Here is a 22631-nt window from a genome sequence, read left to right as displayed (position 1 = left end):
GGCCATCAGGTGGGTGACAGCCAGCCGGACGGCTACCGGTAGGCCTGCTCCCCGGTGAGGGCCTGCCCGACGACGAGGGTGTGCATCTCCTCGGTGCCCTCGTAGGTGAGCACCGACTCGAGGTTGGCCATGTGGCGCATGACCGGGTAGTCCCCGGAGATGCCGTTGGCCCCGAGGATGGTGCGCGCCGTGCGGCAGATCTCCAGCGCCGCGCCGACGTTGTTGAGCTTGCCGACGCTGACCTGCTCGGGACGCAGGCCGCGACGGTCCTTGAGCCGGCCCAGGTGCAGCGCCAGCAGCGTGCCGGTGGCCCAGGACTGGTGCATGCGGGCCAGCTTCGCCTGGGTGAGCTGGAAGGCGCTGATGGGACGGTCGAACTGCTCGCGGGTCGCGGCATACCCCAGCGCCGTCGACAGCGCTGAGCGGGCGGCGCCCATCGACCCCCAGACGATGCCGTAGCGCGCCTCCGACAGGCACGACAGCGGCCCCTTGAGCCCGCGGACGCCGGGCAGCACCGCGTCCTGCGGCAGCCGCACGCCCTCCAGCACGACCTCACCGGTCACCGAGGCCCGCAGCGACATCTTGCGCCCGATGGTCGGGGTGGAGACGCCCGGGGTGGAGGTGGGGACGACGAAGCCGCGGATGCCGTCCTCGGTGCGGGCCCAGACCACGGCCACGTCGGCGAGGGGGGCGTTGGTGATCCAGGTCTTCGCCCCGTCGAGGACCCAGTCGGCGCCCTCGCGCCGTGCCCGGGTGGTCATCGAGCCCGGGTCCGAGCCGTGGTCGGGCTCGGTGAGCCCGAAGCAGCCGATGGTCTCGCCGGAGGCCATGCCCGGCAGCCAGCCCTGCCGCTGCTCCTCGCTGCCGTAGGCGTGGATGGCGTGCATGGCCAGGGACCCCTGCACGGACACGAGGGAGCGGATGCCGGAGTCGACGGCCTCCAGCTCGGTGCAGGCCAGGCCGTAGTCGACCGCGCTCATGCCCGCGCACCCGTAGCCCTCCAGGTGCATCCCCAGCAGCCCCAGCCGGCCGAACTCACCGGCCAGCTCGCGCACGACCCCGTGCTCCACGTGGCCGGCCTCGTACCACCCGGCGACGTGCGGGACCACGTGCTCGGCGCACGCCGCGGCGACCGAGTCGCGCACGGCGCGTTCGTCGTCGTCGAGCAGGGAGTCCAGGTCGAGCAGGTCCGGCTGGGGGTCGGGCATACCCCCATCATGCCGCTCGCCGACCCCTCGGGGAGGAGGCAGGATGGGGGTATGACGGATCTTCAGCGTGGGACGTCCATCCTCGGCACCGAGGTGCGCCGGGTGGAGGACCCCGACCTGCTGCGCGGCCGGGGCACCTTCGTCGGCGACCTCGACCTGGACGACCCCGAGGTCCTCCACGCCGTGTTCGTGCGCAGCCCCGTGGCCCACGCCCGCCTCGCCGGGATCGACACCACCGAGGCCGCTGCGGCGCCCGGGGTGGTGGGGGTCTTCACCGCCGAGGACCTCGGCACCGACCCTGTGCCGCCGTTCGCCCAGATCCACGACCAGGTGGCGCGGACCGCCCTCGCCACGGGCCGGGTGCGCTTCGTGGGGGACCCGGTCGCCCTCGTCGTGGCGAGCAGCCGGGTGGCGGCCGTCGACGCGGCCGACCTCGTCGACGTGGACTACGAGGAGCTGGACGCGGTGGTCGACCTCGAGGAGGCCCTGGCCGAGCAGGCGCCCCGGCAGTTCCCCGAGCTCGGGACCAACCTCGTGCTCGCGGTCAAGGACCCGGACGGCGAGCAGGACGTCCTCGCCGGCGCCCACCGGGTGGCGCGGCTGCGGATGGAGAACAACCGGATGGCGACCAGCCCCATCGAGGGGCACGGCATCCTCGTCCGGCCCACCGTCGCCGAGGGGTCGGCGGGCTCGCCCTCGCCGGAGGTCACGGGTCTGGACGTCGCCCTGGGCACGCAGCACCCGCACCTGGCGCGACGCCTGCTCGTCCGGTGGACCGGGCTGCCCCAGGACGCCGTGCGGGTGCGGGCACCGCACGTCGGCGGCGCCTTCGGCGGCAAGGCCGGCATCATCCCCGAGCACGCGGCCGTGGTGCGCGCCAGCTGCCGGCTCGGGCGTGCGGTGCGCTGGGTGGAGACGCGCAGCGAGACGATGCTGTCGATGACCAGCCGCGGGCAGCGGCAGTACGTCGAGGTCGGGCTGGACGAGGACGGCAGGATCACCGGGATGCGGGCGCGGCTCGTGGGGGACTGCGGCGCCTACGCCGGCTTCGGCGGGTCCTTCGCCAGCGGCTCGACCCGGACGATGTCCGAGGGCTCCTACGTCATCCCCCGGTTGCGCTACGACGCGGTCTCGGTCATGACCAACACCGCGCCGACCGGGGCCTTCCGCGGCGCCGGGCGGCCGGAGGCCGCGGCCATGGTGGAGCGGGCGATGGACCACGCGGCGCGGGAGAGCGGGCTCGCCCCGGAGGAGTTCCGCCGCCGCAACTTCGTCGCGGCCGCCGACTTCCCGCACACCACCAAGTTCGGCGCGCGCTACGACACCGGTGACTACGTCACGGCCCTCGAGAGGGCCCTCGAGGTGGCCGGCGTCGAGGAGCTGCGGCGCGAGCAGCGACGGCGGCGCGAGACGGGCAGCCCGTGGCAGCTGGGGGTGGGGATCGCGAGCTACGTCGAGATCACCGGGTTCGGCGGCACCGAGTATGCCGGCATCCGGGTGGACCGGGACGGCTCGCTCACCGTCATGGCCGGCACCTCGGCCCACGGTCAGGGTCACGCCACGGCCTTCTCCATGCTGGTGGCCGACCAGCTCGGCCTGCCGCTGGAGCGCGTGAGCTACGTGCAGTCCGACACCGCCCGGGTCCGCTCCGGCGGCGGCACCGGCGGGGCGCGGTCCCTGCAGCTGGGCGGGAGCGCGGTGCTGGAGGCGACCGTGGAGCTGCGCGAGCAGGCGACCCGCCTGGCCGCCGAGCTCCTGGAGGTCGCCGAGGCCGACGTCGAGCTCGTCGACGGCAGCTTCGGGGTGCGCGGGGTCCCCGGCGCCACGCTCACCTGGAACGCCGTCGCGGAGCAGGCGCACGAGCGCGGTGAGGGGCTGGGCGTCGACCACGACTTCTCGCAGGACGGGGCGACCTTCCCGTTCGGCACCCACGTCTGCGTCGTGGAGGTGGACGTGGAGACCGGTGCGGTGCGGCTGCTGCGCCACGTCGCGGTGGACGACTGCGGCACCGTCGTCAACCCGCTGCTCGTGCGCGGCCAGCAGCACGGCGGGTGCGTCCAGGGGATTGCGCAGGCGCTCTTCGAGGAGTTCCGCTACGACGAGCTCGGCAACCCGGTCACCGGCACCTTCGCCGACTACACGCTGCCCACGGCCGCCGACCTCGTGCAGCTCGAGGCGAGCCTCACCCAGACCCCCACCGACCGCAACCCGCTGGGGGCCAAGGGGATCGGCGAGGCGGCCACCGTGGGGTCGACCCCCGCGGTGCAGAACGCCGTCGTCGACGCGCTCGCCCACCTCGGGGTGCGGCACGTCGACCTGCCGTGCACCCCGGAGCGGGTCTACCGGGCGGTCCAGGACGCCGCCCGTGGCGAGCACGACCCCTGGCGCGAGCCGCCGGCCCTCTTCGACGACCTTCCCGACCTCGACGCCGTGGACGACGTCGAGGTCTGAGCCCACGGGGCTACAGGGTCGCTGAGACGACGTCCAGCTCGTCCCGGTCCTGCTGGGTCAGCTCGAGCCGGGTGGCCGCCAGCAGCGGCTCCAGCTGCTCGGGGCGGGAGGCGGAGGCGATGGGGGCGGTGACGCCCCGGTCCAGGAGCCAGGCCAGAGCCACCGACGCCGGGGCGACCCCGTGCCGGTCGGCGACCGCCACCAGGGCGTCCACGACCGCGAGACCGCCGGCCTCGGCATACCGTCGGGCGGCGCCACCGCGGGCGTTGCCGGCGAAGTCCTCCTCGGTGCGGTACTTGCCGGTGAGGAAGCCCGAGGCCAGCGCCGGGTAGCAGAACACGGCGAGGTCGAACTCGTCGACGAGCGGCGCGAGGTCGTTCTCGTAGCCCGAGCGGGAGACCAGGCTGTAGCGGGGCTGGATCGCGGTCGGGAGCACCGCGTCCTGCGCCGCGGCGGTCTCCATGAACTCGCGCAGCCGGGCGGGGGAGTAGTTCGACAGGCCGACGGCCCCCACCCTGCCGCTGCGCACGGCCTCGTCGAAGGTCGCCACCTGGTCCTCGATGGCCACCGACTCGTCGTCGGCGTGTGCGTAGTAGAGGTCGATCCGGTCGGTCTGCAGCCGATCCAGGGACTCCTCCAGGGCGGCCAGGACCGAGTCGTGCGCCAGGCCCTCCCGGCCCGGCTTCTTGCCGACCTTGGTCGCCACCAGCACCTCGTCCCGGTTGCCGCGCTCGGCCATCCAGCGGCCCAGGATGCGCTCGGACTCGCCGCCCTCGTGTCCCTCGGCCCAGGAGGAGTAGGCGTCGGCGGTGTCGACGAAGGACCCGCCCGCCTCGAGGAAGGCGTCCAGGACCGCCTCGCTGGCCCCGGCGGAGGAGGTCCAGCCGAAGGGGTTGCCGCCGAGGTTGATCGGCAGGAAGGTACGGTCGGTGCCGGGGAAGGTGGGGGTGCGCATGACGCCCGACACTACAAGTCGGTGGCGGGGGCCGCCGGGTGGGGCGACGGTCGGCCCGGGTCGGTCCTTCGGGTGGGGTGGCGGTCGGCCTGGGGAAGCCTCCGGGTGGGGCGACGGTCGGTGTGGGGTCGCTCACCCGGGTGGGGGTGTGGCGCGCAGGGGGTGGTCGGACCGGACCGCGTGGACGGGCGGCAGCAGCCGTGCGATAGTGCTGATGTCACGTCTTTGTCCAGCCTCTGTCCTATGTCGGTGAAGGTGAGGTCCTCGATGATCGGTCGGCTGCAGAGCGCCCTCGGGTCGGCCCTGCGCTCCCGCGTGGCCGGGGACGACGCGCAGCAGCGGGCGTCGGTGATCTGGGACACCCCGGGGGAGCGGTGGTTCACCCCGCAGGACCCGGTTTGGCGGGTGCACGCCGACGCCTCCATGTTCCCGGGGGGTGTCGCCGCGCTCCTCCTGCAGATGCTGCACCCCATGGCCATGGCGGGGGTCGCGGGACACTCCGGCTACAAGGGGGACCCGTGGGGACGGCTGCAGCGCACGAGCACCTACCTCGCGGCGACGACCTTCGGCACCGTCGAGCACGCGCTGGCCACGATCGGCCACGTCCGGGGGATCCACGAGCGGGTGCGCGGCAAGGACGCCTTCGGGCGGCCCTACCGTGCCTCCGACCCGCACCTGCTCACCTGGGTGCACGTCGCCGAGGCGGTCTCCTTCCTCGACGGCTTCCAGGCCTTCTCGGGATCCCCGTTGACCGAGGAGGAGGCCGACCGCTACGTCGCCCAGGCGGGCGTCTCCGCCCGGCACCTCGGGGTCCCGGCCCCGCCGTCGACGGTGCACGAGCTGCGCGAGGCCCTCGCGGCATACCGTCCCGAGCTGGAGGCGACCGAGGCGGCGCGGGAGGCGGCACGCTTCCTCCTCGCCGAGCCGCCGCTGCCGCTCGCCTCGCGCCCCGGCTACTGGGCCATCGCGGCGGGGGGCGTCGCCCTGCTGCCGCCGTGGGCGCGCTCCGAGCTGGGACTGCCGACCTCACCCGTCCTGTCCCGCGCCGTGCTCTCGCCCCTGGGTCGGGCCAGCACCTCCACCGTGCGCTGGGCCATGGCCGGGGTCGGTCGGGCCCAGCAGAAGGCGGCCGCGTGAGCCGGGCGCACGCCCTGGAGCTGGTGCTCGGCGCGGAGGACGACGCCTGGGTCCGTGCCCGGTGGGCGGCGCTGGAGGACGCCGGGATCGCGTCGTTGGCGCGGCACCGGGGAGCCACGCACCGCCCGCACCTCACCGTCGCGTCCTCCCCCCGGCCGCCGGAGCAGCAGCTGCTGGCGCTGGCGGCAGGGCAGTGGGGGCCCTTGCTGCCGCTGCAGCTGGACGTGACCGGCCTCGTCCTGCTCGGAGGGCGTCGGCTGACCATCGCCGACCTGGTGTCCGCGCCCCTGAGTGCACGGCGGGCGCAGGCCGAGCTGACGTGGCAGTGGGAGGGCGCTGACGAGCGTCCGTGGGTGCCGCACGTGAGCCTGGCGACCCGGTTGACCACGGAGAGCGCCGGCATGGCTCTCGCCGCGCTGAGCGCCGGGTCGCGCGAGCACGAGGAGTGTCCGGGCGGACGCGAGGACTGGGTCTGGGGGAGAGGAGCCGGGTCCGGCGCCGGGCGCAGCCTCACGGTCGAGGCGCTGCGCCGGTGGGACCCGGAGGCCGAGACCGTGTCCTCCGTCGCAGGGGTCGCGGCGTGACCCTCGGGCCGGAGAGCAGGGACGTGTCCGGCGTGACGGGGGTCGTCGCATGACCCACGGACCGGACGTGCGGCTGGTCTACCCGCACCAGCTGCACGCCGAGCAGCTCGACGTGGACGACGGGACGGTGCTCGTGGTCGTCGAGGACGACCTGCTCTACCGCCAGTTCCCGTTCCACGCGCACAAGCTGGTCCTGCATCGCGCCGCCGTGAGCAGATTCGTCGACCGGGCCCGCGAGGCGTCCTTCGACGTCGAGGTCGTCGAGTCCTCGCCCGAGCGCAGCAGCGGCGCCGGGCTGGTGGAGCTCGTCGAGCGGTTGCGGCCGGAGCGCGTGAGCGTGCTGGACGTCGCCGACGACTGGCTGGGGAGGCACTGTCGCGACCAGCTGCGCGAGGGCGGCTACGAGCTGCGGCGGGAGGACGTGCTGGACACCCCGGCCTTCCTCACCACCCGCGAGCAGGTCGCGGACCACTTCGCCTCGGGCGGGGCCCGGATGCAGCACTTCTACGCCTGGCAGCGGCGCCGGCTGGATGTGCTCATGGACGGCGACCAGCCGGTCGGCGGCCGGTGGTCCTTCGACACCGAGAACCGCAAGAAGCTGCCCCGGGGGCACGAGGTGCCGGATCCGTCGCTGGGACCGTCGCGACGGCATACCCGGGTCGACGAGGCGGTCGACTGGGTCGCCGAGCACTTCCCGGACGCCCCCGGTGACCCGTCGACGTTCTGCTGGGCGACCTCGCCGGGTGAGGCGGATGCCGCCCTGCGGCGCTTCCTCGACGAGCGGTTCGCGCAGTTCGGCCCCTACGAGGACGCCATCAGCAGCGAGCACCCGGTGATCTTCCACGCCGCGCTCACCCCAGCGCTGAACTGCGGTCTCATCAACCCCGACCAGGTGCTGGAGCGCGCCCTGGTGGCGGCCGACGAGCAGGACGTCGACCTGCCGAGTCTGGAGGGCTTCGTCCGTCAGCTCATCGGGTGGCGGGAGTACATGCGGGCGACCTACCGGATCTGGGGCCGGCGGATGCGCACCAGCAACGTCCTCGAGCACGGTCGCTCGATGCCGGAGTCGTGGTGGACCGGGGAGACCGGCCTGGAGCCGGTCGACCTCGTCATCCGCCGGGTCCTGGAGCGGGGCTACGCGCACCACATCGAGCGGCTCATGGTGCTGGGCAACGCCCTGTGCCTGCTGCGCGTGCACCCCGACGAGGTGTACCGCTGGTTCATGTCGCTCTTCGTCGACGCCTACGACTGGGTCATGGTGCCCAACGTGTACGCCATGAGCCAGTTCGCCGCAGGCGATGCCATCACGACCAAGCCTTACGTCTCCGGCAGCAACTATCTGAAGAAGATGTCGGACCTGCCCCCGGGGGACTGGCGGCAGGCGTGGGACGGTTTGTACTGGACCTTCGTGGAGGACCACCGCGAGGTGTTCGAGGCCAACAGCCGTGCGAACTTCGCGGTCCGCACCTGGGACGGCATGGCGCAGGAGAAGAAGCAGGAGCACCGCGACTCCGCCGCGCCGTGGCTCGGGCGCTGACCCCGCTCGGCCGGGAGCGGGGCGGCGCCGACGAGCCCGGGCGGGGGTCGACGGCCGCGGGCGAGAAGGGGCTCAGTCCTCGTCGGGTGCGGCGAGCCGGGCGGGGAAGCCACCCGTGGCGACGGGCGACCACCGCGTCGGGGTGACCCGGATGAGCGACTTGCCCTGGTCGCGCATGGCCTGGCGGTACTCGTCCCAGTCCGGGTGCTCGCCGGAGATGCACCGGAAGTAGTCGACGAGGGGCTCGATGGCGTCCTCGCCGTCGAGGACCTCACAGGTGCCGTCGACCTGGACCCACGCGCCGTCGAAGTCGTCCGACAGCACGAGGACGCTGACCTCGGGGTGGCGCCGGGCGTTGGCGGTCTTGGCGCGTTCCGGGTAGGTCGAGATGACCAGTCGGCCCTCGTCGTCCACCCCGCCGGTGACGGGGGAGGCCTGCGGCCGGCCGTCCTGGCGCTGCGTGATGAGGACGAGGTGGTGCCGGTCGCTGGCGAACTCGAGGAGTCGTTCACGGTCGACGTCGGTGGTCGTGGCGATGGAGCGAGGCATGGGACCCACTGTGCCACCCGGGCCCCTGAGCCGCGCCGCGTGCGTCGCCGACGCCGGGTGCCAGAGGCGCCGGGTGTCAGAAGGGGGGCGGGTCGTCACGGGAGGTCTCCCACCACGGCGATGGGTTCCCCGACCCCTCGTCCGGCGTCGCCTGGGACGGGTCGTGCGATCCGCGACCCCGCTGGTCGACATGCGGCTCGGCCGCCGGCTCGTCGTCGACCTGCGGCTCGGCCACCGGCTCCTCGTCGACCTGCGGCCCGACCGCCGGCTCGTCGTCGGGCTGTGCGTGGCCGGTCATGCCGAGCAGGCTCGCCACGGTGGCGCAATCCTCGGGTGGCCCGCCGAGCCGCCGGCCGTCGCGGCCCCGGTGGGCCAGGGTGATCCACCCGCTGAGCCGGGGGTCGTGGTCGGTGGCCCCCTCGGCGTCGTCCGGGTCGGCGAGCAGGGCGGCCACCCCGCGGTGCGCGAGCGCGGCATACAGGGCGCGGCAGGCCAGGTCGAGGTCGTCGTCCTGGGTGATGGTCACGTCGGCGTCGGCGCTGTGCTCGCCCTCCGGAGCAGCAGGACCCCGCAGGACCGAGGTCTCCGAGGTGTCGCTCGGTCCGTCCGGTGGAGCCGCGTCGGCGACGGCCCGACGGGACGGGAGGTACTGGCGGTAGTCGTGGCCGCGCGTCTGCTCGACCTGGCCGAGCAGGGTCTCCCACCGGACGTCGCGCCGAGGGCCCAGGGCGCTGGACCACCATCCCTCGGTCTTGAGCTGGTGGCTGCGGACGTCCTTCAGCACGAGGTTGGCCTCGCTGGTGGCACCGCCGTCGGGGCCCCAGGCCTGTTCGTGGTCGAGCTCGCAGGCCAGCGCCGGGCTACGGCTGCCGGGTGCCCGGGAGTAGACGTCTGCCGCGACGACCTGCCGGCGCATGGCGGCGTCCGGCCGGTAGGAGCTGATGCTGCGCTCGATCAGGCGCCCGTCGGCGGGATCGACCAGCAGCCGGGTCAGGGTCGTGCCCGGTGCGAGCGCGAGCTCCCGCGCGTGGCCAGCGGTGATGAAGGCGGGGTGCCGGCCGAGGACCTCGCCGACGGGGGAGCGTGGGCGTGCGGGAGCCGCGGCCGGGGGTGACAGCGCCCGGCTCGCCGCTGCCGGATCGGGAGGCGCCTGGCGTGCCGTCGGCGGGGGGTCGTCGCCACCCGGGCAGCCCGCACACGCCGGATGGCCGGAGAGCGCGTCCCAGGGCACGACCACCTCGAGGCAGATGGAGGGCTGAGCGGTGACGATCTGCGCGACCGTCTCGCCGTGGGTCGGTGAGACGAGAGCATCCTGCGGGTCGGGAAGATCGAGGTGTCCGTGGAGCAGCAGGGTCTGGGCGACGTCGGAGCGCAGCTGGGCCAGGGTGCGTTCGTCGCCGCCCTTGCGCAGCGCCTTCGCGCAGAGGTCCAGGCGTCGGGAGATCGCACAGAGGCTCGTCAGGGGACCGGTGACGGCCAGGGTGGCCGTGGAGTCGTCGTCCACCCTCATCCAGACGCGCCGCTCCGCTCGTGCCCGGCGCCGGCGCTCGCGCTCCGCGACGACGTCCTGCCCCTCCACGCGGACCGCCTCCCGCTCGAGAGCCGCCCAGAACTCCGCCTGGTGCCACGGCCGGTCGAGCACCGTGCCGTCCGGGCCCAGCCGCTCGGCCACCACGGTGTCGGCGTCGGACCCGAAGAGGGACTCGCAGACGAGGGCCGCCTCGTCCGCGTCGAGGGACCCGCACCGGTCCCAGAACGCACGCACGTGACCCCAGGAGGCGAGGCCGGTCTCCAGGGCCGCGCCGACCACGGTCCGCACGGTGGTGGGGGCGCAGGCGACGCCGACCATCTGCCGTGCCTCCTTGACGCCCAGCCCCAGGGCGACCTGCAGCTCCGCGCAGGCCAGCCGTTTGGTCTCGGCCCGCCACCTGCGGCGCTGCGCCGACGTCAGCTCCTCGACATCGGCGAAGCCCTTGTCGGACAGCAAGGCCCGTCCCACCTGCGCCGAGAGGTCGCGGGCTGCTCCGAGAAGCTGGGCCTCCAGGGCCGACCTCTGCCGCGCCAGGTCCCGGACCCGGGCGACCGGGTCTGCGATCGTCGCCCCGGAGGGGTCTGAGGCTGCGACGGGGTCTGTCGGGGCGGAGGGGCCCGGGGGTTCGACCGGGTCTGTCCCGGCGGAGGGGCTTGAGAGTTCGACGGGGTCTGTCGGGGCGGAGGGACCTGGGGGCTCGACAGGCTCTGTCGGGGCGGTGCAATGCGTGGGTGCAGGCTCGGTCCCCGGGCCAGCCTCGTCCTGACCACCGTCGCCGCCGTCCTGCGCGGTGCTGGCGGAGGCGTCCTCGGAGCCGGCCTCACGGGCGGTGATGCCGATGCGCAGGGCCAGCCGGGCCTCGTGCAGGTCGAACCTCACGAAGGGTGGCTCGAGACTCCACGACGATCGGTCGTAGAGCTCTGCCAGCCCGCACTCGATCGGTGAGTCGACGTATGGGTGATCCACGGTGTCCAGCCCCCCTTCTCGCTCCAGTATAGAACACATGTTCGAACACTGCAAGAGGTGGCGCATCGCGATCTTGTGATGTGTCAGGACATCGGTGACGGTTCTGCATCAGGACGTGGGTGACGGTTGGTGTGTCAGGACATCGGTGACGGTCAGGTGTTCTTGGGTCGTGTGCCGTTGTCCCGTGTCAAGTTCTTGGCAGGTTTTCCGGCTCTGGAAAGTTGGGTGTTCCGGGGTCGGCCTGGCGCAGGTGCACCTCGCGCGGCCGGTTCCAGGACAGGGCCTCGTGCGGGCGGACGGTGTTGAACTCGGCCCGGAAGTCCTCGCCGTGGGTGACCAGGTCGTGCATGTCGTCGATCTGCTCGCGGTAGAGCCGCTCGTACTTCAGCGACTGGAACGCGCGCTCCCGGACGCCGTTCTGGCCCGGAGTGCGGACCCGGGTGCGGACGTGGTCCAGCTGCGGGGTGGCCTCGATGAAGGCAGCGAACCGTGCCGAGCGGAACGGGCCGCCGTTGTCGGTGACCAGGGTGATCGGCACGACCTCGCCGGTGTCGGGGTCGGCGAGGTAATCCAGCAGGTCCAAGCCCTCGGGCAGCAGCTCGCCCGCCTCGGCCAGGGCCAGCTGCACCGCGGCGATTGCGTCGTGCTGGTTCGCGGTCGGCGACCAGTGCCAGCCGAACTCGTACTTGGACCAGTAGTCCGCGATCCCGGCCACGCGCCAGGTCCCGCCAGCGGCGGTCTCGTACTCGGAGAAGTCGAACTGCCACACCATGTTCGGTCCGGTCGGGGACCTGGCGAACGCGGCCTTGCGCTGCTGGGCGAGCTGGCGTCGTTCCCGCTGGTAGTCGGCCTTGAGCAGCAGCCCGGCGTCGTCGAGGATCCGCGCCGTGGTCGACATCGACACCCGGTGGCCCGAGTGACGAGCCATCGCCCAGACCTTGCGGTGGCCCCACGCGGCGTGCTTGGCCGCCAGTCCGGTCACCACCTCCCAGGACGCCTGGCGCGCCGGCCGGGGCCAGGGACCCCTCGCGGGGCGCCCGGCACGGGCGTGCGCCTGCCAGCGGCGGTAGGTCCGCTCGGGGACGCCGATCAGCTGGCAGAACCTCGTGGTCGGCATCCCCGCCTCGGTGCGGATTACCTCGAGGTCCTCGAAGGGCCCAGCCGGCCCTCCGCGCTCTTCTTCCACACCCGCGCCTGCAGGTGCGCCTCTCCCAGCGCGGTGGTCAGCTCGGTGACCTCCGCCTCCAGCTGCTCCTCCCGGGTCGAGGGCCCGGTCCNNATGCCCTCATAACCGGTCTGCCAAGAAGTCTGGAACGGGACATCACCACCAGAGGACCCTGAACTGTCACTGATGTCCTGATGCGAAACCGTCACCGATGTCCTGACACATCACAGGCGCATCCCGATCTGGGGCCGCCGGCACCGCCCTGACGAGGTCCCGGACGGCGCTCGCGGGCGCGTGCGGCATACCCTCGCCGTATGTCGCCGACGACCACGATCCTGGACGAGCCCGAGCACGCCGACCTGCGCGCGTCGCTGCACGACCTCTACCGCCACCTGCACTCCCACCCGGAGCTGTCCATGCAGGAGGAGGCGACCGCGGCCCTCGTCGAGGAGCGGATGAGCGGCCTCGGCTACGACGTCTTCCGGTGCGGCGGGACCGGCGTCGTGGCGACGCTGAGCAACGGGGACGGCCCCGTGGTGGGGTTCCGTGCGGACACCGACGGGTTGCCGGTCGAGGAGGACACCGGTCTGGACTACGCCTCCACCGCCCGGGGCACCCTGCCGGACGGCACCGACGTCCCCGTCATGCACGCCTGCGGCCACGACATGCACGTCACCGCCGCCATCGGGGCGGCCACGCTGCTCGCCCAGGACCGCGCGTCCTGGACCGGCACCGTCGTCTTCCTCTTCCAGCCGGGCGAGGAGACGGCGCAGGGAGCCGCGGCGATGCTCGAGGACGGCCTATGGGACCGCGCGCCGCGACCCGAGGTGATCTACGGCCAGCACGTCTGGCCCGGCGTCGCCGGGACCGTCGACCTGACTCCTGGGCCGGCCATGACCTTCTCCGACGCGTGGCGGGTGACGGTCAGGGGGCGCGGCGGCCACGGGTCGCAGCCGGAGTCGACGATCGACCCGGTGGTGCTGGCCGCCCACATGATCGTGCGGATCCAGAGCCTCAAGAGTCGTGAGGTCCCGGCCCAGAAGGCCGCGGTCATCACCATCGCCACGATCCACGCCGGGCTGAAGGAGAACATCATCCCGGCGACCGCCGAGTTCACGGTCAACATGCGCAACCTCGACGCCGACGTGCGCGACCACCTGCTCGGTGCCCTGCGCCGGGTCATCCTCGCCGAGGCCATGGCCTCGGACGCGCCGGAACCGGAGATCGAGGAGATCTACACCTTCCCCCTGCTCGTCAACGACGAGGAGGAGACGGCGCGGGTCACGGGCGTGCTGCGCGGTGCCCTCGGCGAGGAGCAGGTCAGCGAGATCCCCGCGGTGATGGGCAGCGAGGACTTCGGCGCGCTGCCGGACGCGATCGAGGTGCCGGGCGTCTACTGGTTCTTCGGCGGCCTGACCCGTGAGGAGGTCGAGGGGGAGGAGCCGACCGTCACCAACCACTCGCCGCACTTCGGCCCGCAGTTGGAGCCGACCCTGGGCGTCGGCGTGTCGGCGGCGCATGCGGTGCTCACCGCCCGCCTGGTCCGGGGCGGCGCCGCCTGAGGTGAGGCGTAGCGTGTCCGTGTCCTGACCCGAGGCGAGGAGACGCCGTGCCCACCGACGAACCGACGCACACCACCGAGCGCACCGACGGGCCCGGGCCCGGGTCCGCCGACCGCCGGGTGCTCGTGCTCTCCAACTCCTCTGCCGGTTCCTCCGAGGAGGAGATCGTCGAGCGGGTGTGCCGGGAGCTCGAGTCGTGCTCCCCCGCAGGGACGGAGGTCGTGACCCCGGCCGACGACGAGGAGTATGCCGCTGCCGTCGCCTCCGCGGTCGGCCGCGTCGTCGTCGTCATGGGTGGCGACGGCTCGCTCCACCGCCTCCTGCAGTCGGTGCACGACCAGGATCTGCTGGGCCGGGTCGGGGCGGTGGGGGTGGTGCCGCTCGGCACCGGGAACGACCTCGCCCGGGGCGCGGGGATCCCGCTGGACCCGCAGGCCGCCGCCCGCGTCGCGGTGGCCGGCGCCCGCACGGAGCGCGGGCTGCTCGTAGACGACGAGGGCTCGGTCGTGGTCAACGTCGTGCACGCCGGGGTGGCGGCGGAGGCGACGGCGCACGCCGGTGACGTCAAGGGGGTGCTGGGCAAGGCGGCCTACGGCTGGGGCGCCCTGCGGGCGGGGCTGACCTCGAAGGGCTGGCACCTCCGGGTGAGCGTCGACGGGGAGAACATCGCCGACGACGGTCGCCCCGAGCTCATGGTGACGCTGGCCCTCGGCAGCTCGGTCGGGGGCGGCACGCCCGTCGCCCCGCACGCCCGCGCCGACGACGGGCAGGTCGAGGTGGTCGTGGCGCACGGGGTGTCCCCCCTGGCCCGGGTGCGCTTCGCGCTCGACCTGCGCAAGGGCCGACACACCCAGCGCGAGGACGTCACGCTCACGTCCGGGCGGGAGGTCGTGGTGACCGCCGAGCGGGACATCGACGCGTTCCGGGTCAACACCGACGGGGAGGTCGAGGAGCAGCGGGTCGCGCGCCGCTCCTGGCGGCTGCTGGACCAGGGCTGGACCCTGCGCGTGCCGGAGGGGTCGACCGGGGACGTCGGCTGACCTCCTCGGCGCCGGCGCCCCACCCCCGGGGCGCGGGCCGGCGTCGGCCGGCGGGCCTCAGCCCTCCGGGACCGCCTCGGGCTCGGCATACCCGAAGAGCTCGCCGTCGGCGAGCGCGTTGCGGTCGTTGCCGTAGGTCGGGAGCCCGCCCGCCTGGCGGAGCAGGTGCGCGGTGTGCATGAGGTTCCAGCTCATGATCGTGGCGTTGCGCCGGGTGAAGTCGTTGTCGAAGCCGACCGGTCGGCCGCCGTCCTGCGGGTCGCCGTAGGAGGGCCCCGGCCCGATCTCGCCGAGCCAGCCGCAGTCGGCCTGGGGTGGGATGACGAGGCCGAGGTGCTGCAGGGCGAAGAGCAGCGACATCGAGGTGTGCTTGACGCCGTCCTCGTTGCCGGTGATGACGGCTCCGCCGGTCTTGCCGTAGAAGACGGACTGACCCCGGTCGTTCAGCATCCCCGACATGGCGTAGAGCCGCTCGATGACCCTGCGGCACACCGAGGACTCCTCGCCCAGCCAGAGCGGGGTGCCGATGACGAGGATGTCCGCGGCCTCCACCCGCGGCCACAGCCCGGGCCAGGCGTCCTGGTCGAAGCCGTGCTCGCGCATGTCCGGCTGCACGCCGGGGGCGATGTCGTGGTCGACCGCGTGCAGGCGGTCCACCTGCACGCCCGCACCCGCCATGAGGTGGTCCACCACGTCGAGCAGCCGGCCGGTGTGCGACGCCGCGGCGTCCGGGGTGAGCGAGCAGTTGACGAGCAGGGCGCGCAGCCCCTGGTAGTCCGGTGCCTCCATGGTGGTCCTCCTGGTCGGGCGGGGCGGGGTCCGACCAGCCTGCCACGGCCCGGTCGCCGATGCCTCGCCGCACGGACCCCTGGCCGGGATGGCATCATCCCCGCATGAGGATCGCCTTCGTCGGACTCGGCGTCATGGGTGCGCCCATGGCCGCCCACCTGCAGCGCGCCGGCCACGAGGTGCGGGGTCACAACCGCAGCCCGGGCAAGGGCGCCGAGCTCGAGGCGGCGGGCGGCACGACGGTGGACACGCTGCCCGAGGCCCTGGAGGGTGCCGAGGCGGTCTGCCTCATGCTGCCGGACGGGCCCGACGTCGAGGCGGTCATGGGCGGCGACGAGGGTGTGCTCGCGCGCGCGGCGGCCGGGACGCTGGTCGTGGACTTCTCCACGATCTCCCCGGCCGTCGCCCGGCGCGTCGCCGGGCAGGCTGCCGACCGAGGTATGCCGATGGTCGACGCCCCCGTCTCCGGCGGTCAGGCGGGCGCCCAGGAGGCCCGGCTGTCGGTCATGGTCGGCGGGGAGGAGGACGCGGTCCGGACCGCCCGTCCGCTGCTGGAGGCCGTCGGGGCCACGGTCGTGCACGTCGGGCCGCCGGGCGCCGGCCAGGTGGTCAAGGCCGCCAACCAGGTGGTCGTCGCCGGCAACATCCAGGTCCTCTCCGAGGCCGTCGTGCTCCTGGAGAGCCAGGGCATCGCGCTGGAGGAGGCCCTGGACGTGCTGGCCGGGGGCCTCGCCGGCTCCGCGGTCCTGACGCAGAAGCGTGACAACCTCGTGGGACGCAGCTTCGAGCCCGGGTTCCGGATGGAGCTGCACGACAAGGACCTGCGCATCGCCGGCGGTCTCGCGGCGGACTCCGGGCTCGACCTGCCGGTCGCCCGGGCGGTCGCCGCCCTCGTCGCGCAGGCGCTGGAGGACGGCGACGCCGCCCTGGACCACTCGGCCCTCATCCGTGGGCTGGACCGACGCACCTCTGGAGGCACCCGATGACCCACCCCGCCACGTCCGACCGCCCGGTGCGGGTGGCCGTGATCCCCGGCGACGGCATCGGGACGGAGGTGATGGAGCCGACCCTCGGGGTCCTCGAGGCCGTGGGGGAGCGGCACGGGCTGACCTTCGAGTGGCGTCACCACGACTGGAGCTGCGAGTACTACACCCGGACCGGCCGGATGATGCCGCAGGACGGGCTGGACCGGCTCGCCGAGGTCGACCAGATCCTGCTGGGTGCCGTGGGCTACCCCGGGGTCCCGGACCACGTGTCGCTCTGGGGTCTGCTCATCCCCATCCGCCGCGCCTTCGAGCAGTACGTCAACCTGCGCCCGGTCCGGCTTCTGCCGGGGATCGAGTCGCCGCTGCGGCTGCGCGAGGGCAGCTCGATCGACTTCGTCGTCGTGCGGGAGAACAACGAGGGGGAGTACTCCGAGGTCGGCGGGCGGATGTACCGCGGCAGCCCGCACGAGCTGGCCGTCCAGGAGTCGGTCTTCACCCGTCGCGGGATCGAGCGGGTGGCGAGGTATGCCCTCACCCTCGCCGCGGAGCGCGGCGGGACGCTCGCCTCGGCCACCAAGTCCAACGGCATCATCCACACCATGCCCTTCTGGGACGAGGTCGTCCGGGAGACGGCGGCGGACTTCCCGCAAGTGGAGGTCCGGGACTACCACATCGACGCGCTGTCGGCGATGTTCGTCCTGGACCCGGGGCGCTTCGACGTCGTGGTCGCCTCCAACCTCTTCGGCGACATCCTCACCGACCTCGGGGCGGCCATCATCGGCAGCATCGGCATCGCTCCCTCGGCGAACCTCAACCCCGAGGGCGTGCACCCCTCGATGTTCGAGCCGGTGCACGGGTCCGCGCCGGACATCGCCGGCCAGGGGGTGGCCAACCCGCTGGGTCAGCTCTGGGCCGCCTCGATGATGTTGGACCACCTCGGCCACCCGGACGCCGCGGCGGAGGTCGTCGCCGGCATCGAGGCCAGCCTGACCTCCGGCATGCGGACCCCCGACCTGGGCGGCACGGCCTCGACGACGGAGGTGGCGCAGGTCGTCCGCGACCACGTCACCGGGCAGGGCGCCGCAGGCTGACCGGCCTCCTCACCCACGCGGGCCGGCCGGCCCGACGGCCGCGGTCGGCGGGCCACCGGTGGACTCGCGGTGGTGCAGGGTCCACGGGACGACGGGGTGCTCCGGCGGGGCGGCCCACCCCTCGATGCGCCGGACCAGCAGGTCGAGGACGCTGCGGGTGAGCACCTCGAGGTCGGGGGAGATCGTCGTGAGCGAGGGGGCGTGGAATCGGCCCTCGGCGATGTCGTCGAAGCCGGCGACCGCGATGTCGTCGGGGACGCGCACGTCCGCCTCGTGGCACGCGCGCAGGGCCCCCACGGCCAGCAGGTCGTTGAAGGCGAAGACCGCGTCCGGGCGACGGTCCGCGGGAAGGTCGAGCAGCTGACGCATGCCGTGGTAGCCCTCCTCCCGGCCGAACCCGTCGACGGTGACCGTGCGGTCGTCGGGGAGCTCGAGACCCTGGTCGTGCAGGGCCTCGACGAAGCCCTCCAGCCGCACCGACGCCGTCCCCTCGCGGGTCTGCCGACCGATGGCCGCGGGCCGGCGCCGCCCGAGCGCGAGCAGGTGCTCGCCCACGGCGCGGGAGGCGGCCACGGAGTCGACGGCGACGTGGTCGAACTGCGTCGGTGTCCGTCGCTCGCCCAGCAGGACCAGCGGGATGTCGTCGGTCCGCGCGGCGATCTCCTCGGCCGACAGCGCCAGCGGGCTGAAGATGACCCCGTCGACCATGTGGGCGCGCATGCCGGACAGCACGAGCCGCTCCTCGTCGGGGTCCGCGCCGGTGACGTCGAGCAGCAGCAGGAAGCCGCGGCGGGTCGCCTCGTCGGACAACCGGGCGGCGAGCTCGGAGAAGTAGGGCGAGTCGAGCTGGGGGACCGCGAGCGTGATGAACCCGCCGCGACCGTGCTTGAGCTGCCGGGCGGCGAGGTTGGGGCGGTAGCCGAGCTCGGTCAGCGACGCCTGCACGCGCTCGCGCATGTCACTGCTGACGTGGGGGTGGTCGTTGACGACGTTGGAGACGGTCTTCACCGAGACCCCGGCGTGCTGCGCGACGTCCTTGAGTCTGACCGGCATGCAGCCATGGTAGGGGTAGGGCTGCCGTCGACACGCCGCACGAGAGTCCTCTTTACAACGTTGCACACGCACGGCATACTCCTGGGTGAACCACGATGGTTATCCGTTGTAAACGAGGACAAGGACGTCTCATGACCCAGCCGACCCGCTCTCCGTTCAGCCGTCGATCCTTCCTCTCGCTGGCTGCGGCCGGAGGCATGACCGCCTCGCTCGCGGCCTGTGGGGGGGAGCTCGCCGCGCGACAGCGCCGACCAGGAGGTGGCCACCGGTGACGGTGGTGCCGGCGGCTACGACGGCCCGCAGGTCGACCTGGCGTTCTGGAACGGCTTCACCGGCGGCGACGGCCCGACCATGAAGGCCCTGGTCGACACCTTCAACTCCGAGCACGCGAACATCGCGGTCACCATGACGACGATGCAGTGGGCGGACTACTACTCCCGGCTCCCCTCCGCCGTCACCTCCGGCAACGGCCCGGACATCGGCATCATGCACGTCGACTCGGTCGCCACCAACGCCGCCCGCAACGTCATCCAGCCGCTGGACGACGTGGCCGCCGCACTGGAGCTGGCCGAGTCCGACTTCGCGGCGGTCCCCTGGCAGGCCGGGATCTACGACGGCCAGCGCTTCGCCATCCCGCTCGACGTGCACCCCCTGGGCTTCTACTACAACAAGGACGTCATGGAGCAGGCCGGTCTCGACCCGGAGGCCCCGCCGACCGACCGCGACAGCTACATGGCGGCCCTGGAGGACCTCAAGGCGGCCGGCATCGAGGGGCACTGGGCCAGCCCGTTCCCGTTCACCGGCGGGCTGACGCTGCAGGCGCTCATCTACCAGTTCGGCGGGAGCCTCTTCAACGAGGACGGCACCCAGGTCACCTGGGGCGAGGCACCGGCGGTCGAGGCCCTCACCTGGTGGGTCGACCTGGCCAAGAACGGCCACTCGCCAGCCAACGTGGACCAAGACTCCGACTACGTCGCGCTGAAGAACGGCACCACGGCGTTCAACTGGAACGGCATCTGGCAGATCAACGACCTCAAGCAGACCGACATCAGCTGGGGTGTCGCGCCGCTGCCCGACATCGGGGGTTCCGGCGGGGTCTGGGCGGGCTCGCACCAGTTCGTGCTGCCCCGCCAGCGCAACGCCGACGCCGACAAGGCGCAGGCCTCGCGGGTCTTCGTCAGCTGGATCTCCGAGCAGTCGCAGGCCTGGGCGGAGGCCGGTCAGGTGCCGGCCCGCAACTCGGCCCGCGAGACCCCCGAGTTCGAGGCGCTGACCGAGCAGGCGACCCTGGCCGAGCAGCTCGACGACCTCCGCTTCATCCCCACGGTCCCGGGCATCAGCGACTGCATGGCCGAGTTCGACCGCGCGCTCAACGAGGCCGTCCTCAGCGGCGCCGAGCCGGAGGCCATCCTCGCCGACACCGCGTCCCGGGCCCAGGCGATCCTCGACGAGAACGCCTCGCGCTACAGCGGCTGATGGCCACGCCCCGCACCCCGGTCAGGGGTGGGCGCACCGGCTCGCCCCTCACGCCCTACCTCTTCCTGGCGCCCTACCTGGCCCTGTTCGTCGCGTTCGTGGCCTTCCCGGCCGTCTACGGGCTGTGGATCAGCCTGCACGACTGGGACTACATGATGAGCTCGCAGCGCTTCCTCGGGCTGCAGAACTACACCGACCTCGTGGACCCCGCCTCGGTGGTCTTCCGGGACTTCTGGAACGGCATGGGCAACACCCTGCTCTTCACGGTGGTCAGCGTGCCCTTCCTGCTGGTCCTGCCGCTGCTGCTGGCCCTGCTGCTGCAGCAGAAGTTCCCGGGCCGGACCTTCTTCCGGGCCATGTTCTTCGCCCCCTACGTGCTGGGGGTCGCGGTGATCGGCCTCATGTGGCGCTACCTGCTGGACGGCAACTTCGGGCTGGTCAACGCCTACCTCGGCACCGACATCTCGTGGACCACCTCCCAGCCCTGGGCCTGGGTCAGCCTCGTCGGGGTCACGGTCTGGTGGACCCTGGGCTTCAACGCCGTCATCTTCCTGGCCGGGCTGGGCGACATCCCCGCCGAGCACTACGAGGCGGCCGCGCGGACCTGGCCCGGGCGTCCCGACGCCTACCACGCCTACCAGGCGTCGCTGGGCGCCGACGTCCCCGGGGCGGCCTCGTTCGTCGCCGGGGTGGCGGGGTGGGCGCGGTGACCGGTCCCTCCACGGGCCGACGGGTGCTGACCGAGGAGCGCTTCGCGGCCGTCCTGCTCGACAGCGACAGCACCCTCGTGGACTCGGCGGCGGCCGTGCGGCGCAGCTGGGCGGCCTGGGCCGACCGCTTCGGCGTCCCCGCCGAGCGGCTCGGGCAGACGCACGGGATGCCGAGGCGGCAGACGATCGCCCGCCTGGACCGGGAGCTCGACCTGGGGCTCGACCTCGAGAGGGCCGGTGCGGTCTTCGACGAGATCGAGCTCGACGACCTGCACGACGTGGTGGCGCTGCCGGGTGCCCTCGACGCGCTGGCCGCGCTCGGGGACCGGGCCGCGGTGGTGACCTCGGCCGACCGGACCCTCGCGTCGGCGCGGCTGCGGGCCGCCGGGCTGCTCGAGCCTGCGGTGCTGGTGTGCGCCGACGACGTCGAGCGCGGCAAGCCCGACCCGGCCCCCTACCGGGAGGCGGCCGCCAGGATGGGAGCGGACCCGGCCGCCTGCCTCGTGGTGGAGGACTCGCCGGCCGGCGTGCGCTCCGGCCGGGCGGCCGGCGCCTCGACCCTGGCGCTGCTCACCACCACCCCGCGGGAGCAGCTCGGGGAGGCGGACCTCGTTGTGCCCGACCTCTCCTGGGTGCGCTTCGGCGTCGACGCGCGCGGGGTGTGGGTGTCCGCCCGCGACTGAGCCGAGCCGCGGGTCGCGCGCGGACGGCCCTCACGGGCCGACAAGGGCGGCGCCCACCGCCTGGCCCACCGAGAGCGCGAGGAACAACCACGCGGTGGCCTGCCCGGCGTCCTGCGGTCGCAGCACACGGCCCCAGAGGATGAGGGTCCCGGTCAGCGCCATGTAGGCGGCGCCGAAGAGGGCCAGACCCAGCACCGCCACCCACGGCTGCGTGGCCGTCGAGACGAGGCCGGTGGCCAGCAGGACCCCCGCCGCGCAGGCGAGGAAGGCCCGGGACGGGCTGGTGAGGTCCACCAGCCGACCCGCGAGGACCCCCACCAGCCCCCCGGCGCCGACAGCCACCCAGAGCCAGCCGACCTGGTCGGTACCGAGGCCGGTGTCCCGCACCACCGCGGAGGGGCCGTAGGTCCAGACGTAGGCCGAGACGCCCCCCGCCGCGGCGGCCAGCAGTCAGGGGAGGGAGAGCCTGCGGACGGCGGCGGCCGTCCCCGAGACCCCGCCCGTCGGGGCGAGCCCGGGCCCGACGTCGGGCACGTCGGGGACGTCCGGCACGTCCGGCACGTCCGGCGCGAGTCGGCGCACGGCCCACCCGGCCCCCACGCACACGACGGCGACCATGAGCCACGGGGTGAGGACGGCGCTGGTCACGAGGACCACGGTGCCGACGACGACGAGACCCACGGCGGTCCCGGAGTTCACCGCGGCCTGCGTCAGCCCGGAGTGCTCGGCGGGCACCGCGCGGTCCAGGAGCGGGACCAGGGCCGGGGAGGCCAGGCCGGCCCCGGCCCCGGCGACGAAGGCGGCGGCGGTGAAGGCGACGACGTCCGGGGCGAGCATGAGGCCCACGGCGCCGGCACCGGAGACCAGGCCGGCGTCGAGCGCGAGCTGCCGCGCCCGCCTCCTGGCCAGCCGGCCACCCACGAGGACGGCCAGGCAGTAGGAGGTGAACTGAGCCGTGCCCGCCGGGCGCAGGGCCCCCTCCAGGTCCGGACGGGCGGCGACCATCTGGGGGTGCAGGAGGCCGACCCCGAACCGGGCCATGCCGTAGGTGCCGGCGATGAGCACCACCCCGGCGAGCACCAGGGCCAGCGGGGCGCGGACGGCGGGCGGGGACGGAGGGTGTAACGATCGTTTCAGCATGAAACGCACGTTACACTA

The 22631-nt window shown here is 73.5% G+C and carries 20 protein-coding genes; 11 read left to right on the top strand and 9 right to left on the bottom strand.

The genetic code is table 11. From position 1 onward, the window contains the following. Positions 1-32 precede the first annotated feature (32 nt). Positions 33-1208, bottom strand: a complete 1176-nt coding sequence (locus AVL62_RS09940) for an acyl-CoA dehydrogenase family protein (RefSeq protein WP_058891477.1) — start codon at positions 1206-1208, stop codon at positions 33-35. 51 nt (positions 1209-1259) lie between these two features. Between AVL62_RS09940 and AVL62_RS09935 the strand changes: the two genes are divergently transcribed. Beyond that, the gene (locus AVL62_RS09935; RefSeq protein ID WP_058891476.1) at positions 1260-3659 is read left to right on the top strand and encodes a xanthine dehydrogenase family protein molybdopterin-binding subunit; all 2400 of its coding nucleotides are present in this window, start codon (positions 1260-1262) and stop codon (positions 3657-3659) included. Between the two features lie 10 nt (positions 3660-3669). Here the strand turns inward: AVL62_RS09935 and AVL62_RS09930 are convergent, their stop codons facing one another. Further along, positions 3670-4614 carry an aldo/keto reductase gene (locus tag AVL62_RS09930; RefSeq protein WP_058891475.1) on the bottom strand — a complete coding sequence of 315 codons (945 nt, stop codon included), beginning with the start codon at positions 4612-4614 and terminating at the stop codon, positions 3670-3672. Between the two features lie 243 nt (positions 4615-4857). Here AVL62_RS09930 and AVL62_RS09925 point away from each other — a divergent pair, with 243 nt between their 5' ends. The 3 genes from AVL62_RS09925 to AVL62_RS09915 are packed head-to-tail and all read left to right on the top strand — an operon-like array spanning position 4858 to position 7872. Then, complete coding sequence (locus tag AVL62_RS09925; protein ID WP_235585648.1) at positions 4858-5751, top strand: oxygenase MpaB family protein; 894 nt, start codon at positions 4858-4860, stop codon at positions 5749-5751. Continuing rightward, a complete protein-coding gene (locus AVL62_RS09920) occupies positions 5748-6335 on the top strand; it encodes a 2'-5' RNA ligase family protein (RefSeq protein ID WP_058891473.1) in 588 nt (195 codons plus the stop codon). Before AVL62_RS09925 ends, AVL62_RS09920 begins: the two co-directional genes overlap by 4 nt. Before the next feature lie 49 nt (positions 6336-6384). After that, positions 6385-7872, top strand: a complete 1488-nt coding sequence (locus AVL62_RS09915; protein ID WP_058891472.1) for a cryptochrome/photolyase family protein — start codon at positions 6385-6387, stop codon at positions 7870-7872. A 72-nt stretch (positions 7873-7944) separates the two neighbouring features. Here the strand turns inward: AVL62_RS09915 and AVL62_RS09910 are convergent, their stop codons facing one another. The 3 genes from AVL62_RS09910 to AVL62_RS09900 all read right to left on the bottom strand — a co-directional run bounded on the left by AVL62_RS09910 (position 7945) and on the right by AVL62_RS09900 (position 12035). Beyond that, positions 7945-8421 carry a PPOX class F420-dependent oxidoreductase gene (locus AVL62_RS09910; protein WP_058891471.1) on the bottom strand — a complete coding sequence of 159 codons (477 nt, stop codon included), beginning with the start codon at positions 8419-8421 and terminating at the stop codon, positions 7945-7947. A 76-nt stretch (positions 8422-8497) separates the two neighbouring features. Then, positions 8498-10420, bottom strand: coding sequence for a hypothetical protein (locus AVL62_RS17295; RefSeq protein ID WP_161937876.1), 1923 nt, complete (start codon positions 10418-10420; stop codon positions 8498-8500). Between the two features lie 685 nt (positions 10421-11105). Beyond that, positions 11106-12035, bottom strand: a complete 930-nt coding sequence (locus AVL62_RS09900) for an integrase core domain-containing protein (RefSeq protein WP_058891469.1) — start codon at positions 12033-12035, stop codon at positions 11106-11108. 362 nt (positions 12036-12397) lie between these two features. Here AVL62_RS09900 and AVL62_RS09890 point away from each other — a divergent pair, with 362 nt between their 5' ends. Next, on the top strand, positions 12398-13645 hold the full coding sequence (locus tag AVL62_RS09890) for an amidohydrolase (RefSeq protein WP_058891468.1): 1248 nt from the start codon (positions 12398-12400) through the stop codon (positions 13643-13645). Positions 13646-13692: 47 nt separating this feature from the next. Next, the gene (locus AVL62_RS09885) at positions 13693-14685 is read left to right on the top strand and encodes a diacylglycerol/lipid kinase family protein (RefSeq protein WP_058891467.1); all 993 of its coding nucleotides are present in this window, start codon (positions 13693-13695) and stop codon (positions 14683-14685) included. 57 nt (positions 14686-14742) lie between these two features. Here the strand turns inward: AVL62_RS09885 and AVL62_RS09880 are convergent, their stop codons facing one another. Beyond that, positions 14743-15474: a flavodoxin family protein gene (locus AVL62_RS09880; protein WP_058891466.1), complete on the bottom strand. Its 732-nt coding sequence runs from the start codon at positions 15472-15474 to the stop codon at positions 14743-14745. 104 nt (positions 15475-15578) lie between these two features. Here AVL62_RS09880 and AVL62_RS09875 point away from each other — a divergent pair, with 104 nt between their 5' ends. Both AVL62_RS09875 and AVL62_RS09870 read left to right on the top strand, forming a co-directional pair. Beyond that, a complete protein-coding gene (locus AVL62_RS09875; RefSeq protein ID WP_058891465.1) occupies positions 15579-16460 on the top strand; it encodes an NAD(P)-dependent oxidoreductase in 882 nt (293 codons plus the stop codon). Next, positions 16457-17551: a tartrate dehydrogenase gene (locus AVL62_RS09870; protein ID WP_058891464.1), complete on the top strand. Its 1095-nt coding sequence runs from the start codon at positions 16457-16459 to the stop codon at positions 17549-17551. Before AVL62_RS09875 ends, AVL62_RS09870 begins: the two co-directional genes overlap by 4 nt. 9 nt (positions 17552-17560) lie before the next feature. On the opposite strand, the gene AVL62_RS09865 is transcribed toward AVL62_RS09870, so the two are convergent. Beyond that, positions 17561-18604, bottom strand: coding sequence for a LacI family DNA-binding transcriptional regulator (locus tag AVL62_RS09865; protein ID WP_058891463.1), 1044 nt, complete (start codon positions 18602-18604; stop codon positions 17561-17563). Between the two features lie 219 nt (positions 18605-18823). Here AVL62_RS09865 and AVL62_RS09860 point away from each other — a divergent pair, with 219 nt between their 5' ends. The 3 genes from AVL62_RS09860 to AVL62_RS09850 are packed head-to-tail and all read left to right on the top strand — an operon-like array spanning position 18824 to position 21473. Further along, entirely contained in the window at positions 18824-20080 is a 1257-nt protein-coding gene (locus AVL62_RS09860; RefSeq protein ID WP_235585647.1) for an ABC transporter substrate-binding protein, read from the top strand. Next, a complete protein-coding gene (locus tag AVL62_RS09855) occupies positions 20080-20790 on the top strand; it encodes a carbohydrate ABC transporter permease (protein ID WP_201023243.1) in 711 nt (236 codons plus the stop codon). The genes AVL62_RS09860 and AVL62_RS09855 overlap by 1 nt, the downstream gene beginning before the upstream one ends. Continuing rightward, positions 20787-21473, top strand: coding sequence for an HAD family hydrolase (locus tag AVL62_RS09850; RefSeq protein WP_058891792.1), 687 nt, complete (start codon positions 20787-20789; stop codon positions 21471-21473). Before AVL62_RS09855 ends, AVL62_RS09850 begins: the two co-directional genes overlap by 4 nt. 30 nt (positions 21474-21503) lie before the next feature. Here the strand turns inward: AVL62_RS09850 and AVL62_RS09845 are convergent, their stop codons facing one another. Both AVL62_RS09845 and AVL62_RS09840 read right to left on the bottom strand, forming a co-directional pair. Continuing rightward, positions 21504-21815: a hypothetical protein gene (locus AVL62_RS09845; RefSeq protein ID WP_153011748.1), complete on the bottom strand. Its 312-nt coding sequence runs from the start codon at positions 21813-21815 to the stop codon at positions 21504-21506. 108 nt (positions 21816-21923) lie between these two features. Continuing rightward, complete coding sequence (locus AVL62_RS09840) at positions 21924-22613, bottom strand: MFS transporter (RefSeq protein ID WP_153011747.1); 690 nt, start codon at positions 22611-22613, stop codon at positions 21924-21926. Between the last annotated feature and the right edge of the window lie 18 nt (positions 22614-22631).

It is taken from the genome of Serinicoccus chungangensis, assembly GCF_001483745.1.
GTDB classification, from domain to species: Bacteria; Actinomycetota; Actinomycetes; order Actinomycetales; family Dermatophilaceae; genus Ornithinicoccus; species Ornithinicoccus chungangensis_A.
Note: the sequence above shows the minus strand (reverse complement) of the source record. Positions and strands in the feature narration are given on the sequence as shown.

What these genes read in the sequence shown, in the direction of transcription:
- AVL62_RS09940 (WP_058891477.1), bottom strand. Translation starts at nt 1,208, where the DNA reads ATGCCCGACCCCCAGCCGGACCTGCTCGACCTGGACTCCCTGCTCGAC.
- AVL62_RS09935 (WP_058891476.1), top strand. Translation starts at nt 1,260, where the DNA reads ATGACGGATCTTCAGCGTGGGACGTCCATCCTCGGCACCGAGGTGCGC.
- AVL62_RS09930 (WP_058891475.1), bottom strand. Translation starts at nt 4,614, where the DNA reads ATGCGCACCCCCACCTTCCCCGGCACCGACCGTACCTTCCTGCCGATC.
- AVL62_RS09925 (WP_235585648.1), top strand. Translation starts at nt 4,858, where the DNA reads ATGTCGGTGAAGGTGAGGTCCTCGATGATCGGTCGGCTGCAGAGCGCC.
- AVL62_RS09915 (WP_058891472.1), top strand. Translation starts at nt 6,385, where the DNA reads ATGACCCACGGACCGGACGTGCGGCTGGTCTACCCGCACCAGCTGCAC.
- AVL62_RS09910 (WP_058891471.1), bottom strand. Translation starts at nt 8,421, where the DNA reads ATGCCTCGCTCCATCGCCACGACCACCGACGTCGACCGTGAACGACTC.
- AVL62_RS09900 (WP_058891469.1), bottom strand. Translation starts at nt 12,035, where the DNA reads ATGCCGACCACGAGGTTCTGCCAGCTGATCGGCGTCCCCGAGCGGACC.
- AVL62_RS09890 (WP_058891468.1), top strand. Translation starts at nt 12,398, where the DNA reads ATGTCGCCGACGACCACGATCCTGGACGAGCCCGAGCACGCCGACCTG.
- AVL62_RS09880 (WP_058891466.1), bottom strand. Translation starts at nt 15,474, where the DNA reads ATGGAGGCACCGGACTACCAGGGGCTGCGCGCCCTGCTCGTCAACTGC.
- AVL62_RS09875 (WP_058891465.1), top strand. Translation starts at nt 15,579, where the DNA reads ATGAGGATCGCCTTCGTCGGACTCGGCGTCATGGGTGCGCCCATGGCC.
- AVL62_RS09870 (WP_058891464.1), top strand. Translation starts at nt 16,457, where the DNA reads ATGACCCACCCCGCCACGTCCGACCGCCCGGTGCGGGTGGCCGTGATC.
- AVL62_RS09865 (WP_058891463.1), bottom strand. Translation starts at nt 18,604, where the DNA reads ATGCCGGTCAGACTCAAGGACGTCGCGCAGCACGCCGGGGTCTCGGTG.
- AVL62_RS09855 (WP_201023243.1), top strand. Translation starts at nt 20,080, where the DNA reads ATGGCCACGCCCCGCACCCCGGTCAGGGGTGGGCGCACCGGCTCGCCC.
- AVL62_RS09840 (WP_153011747.1), bottom strand. Translation starts at nt 22,613, where the DNA reads ATGCTGAAACGATCGTTACACCCTCCGTCCCCGCCCGCCGTCCGCGCC.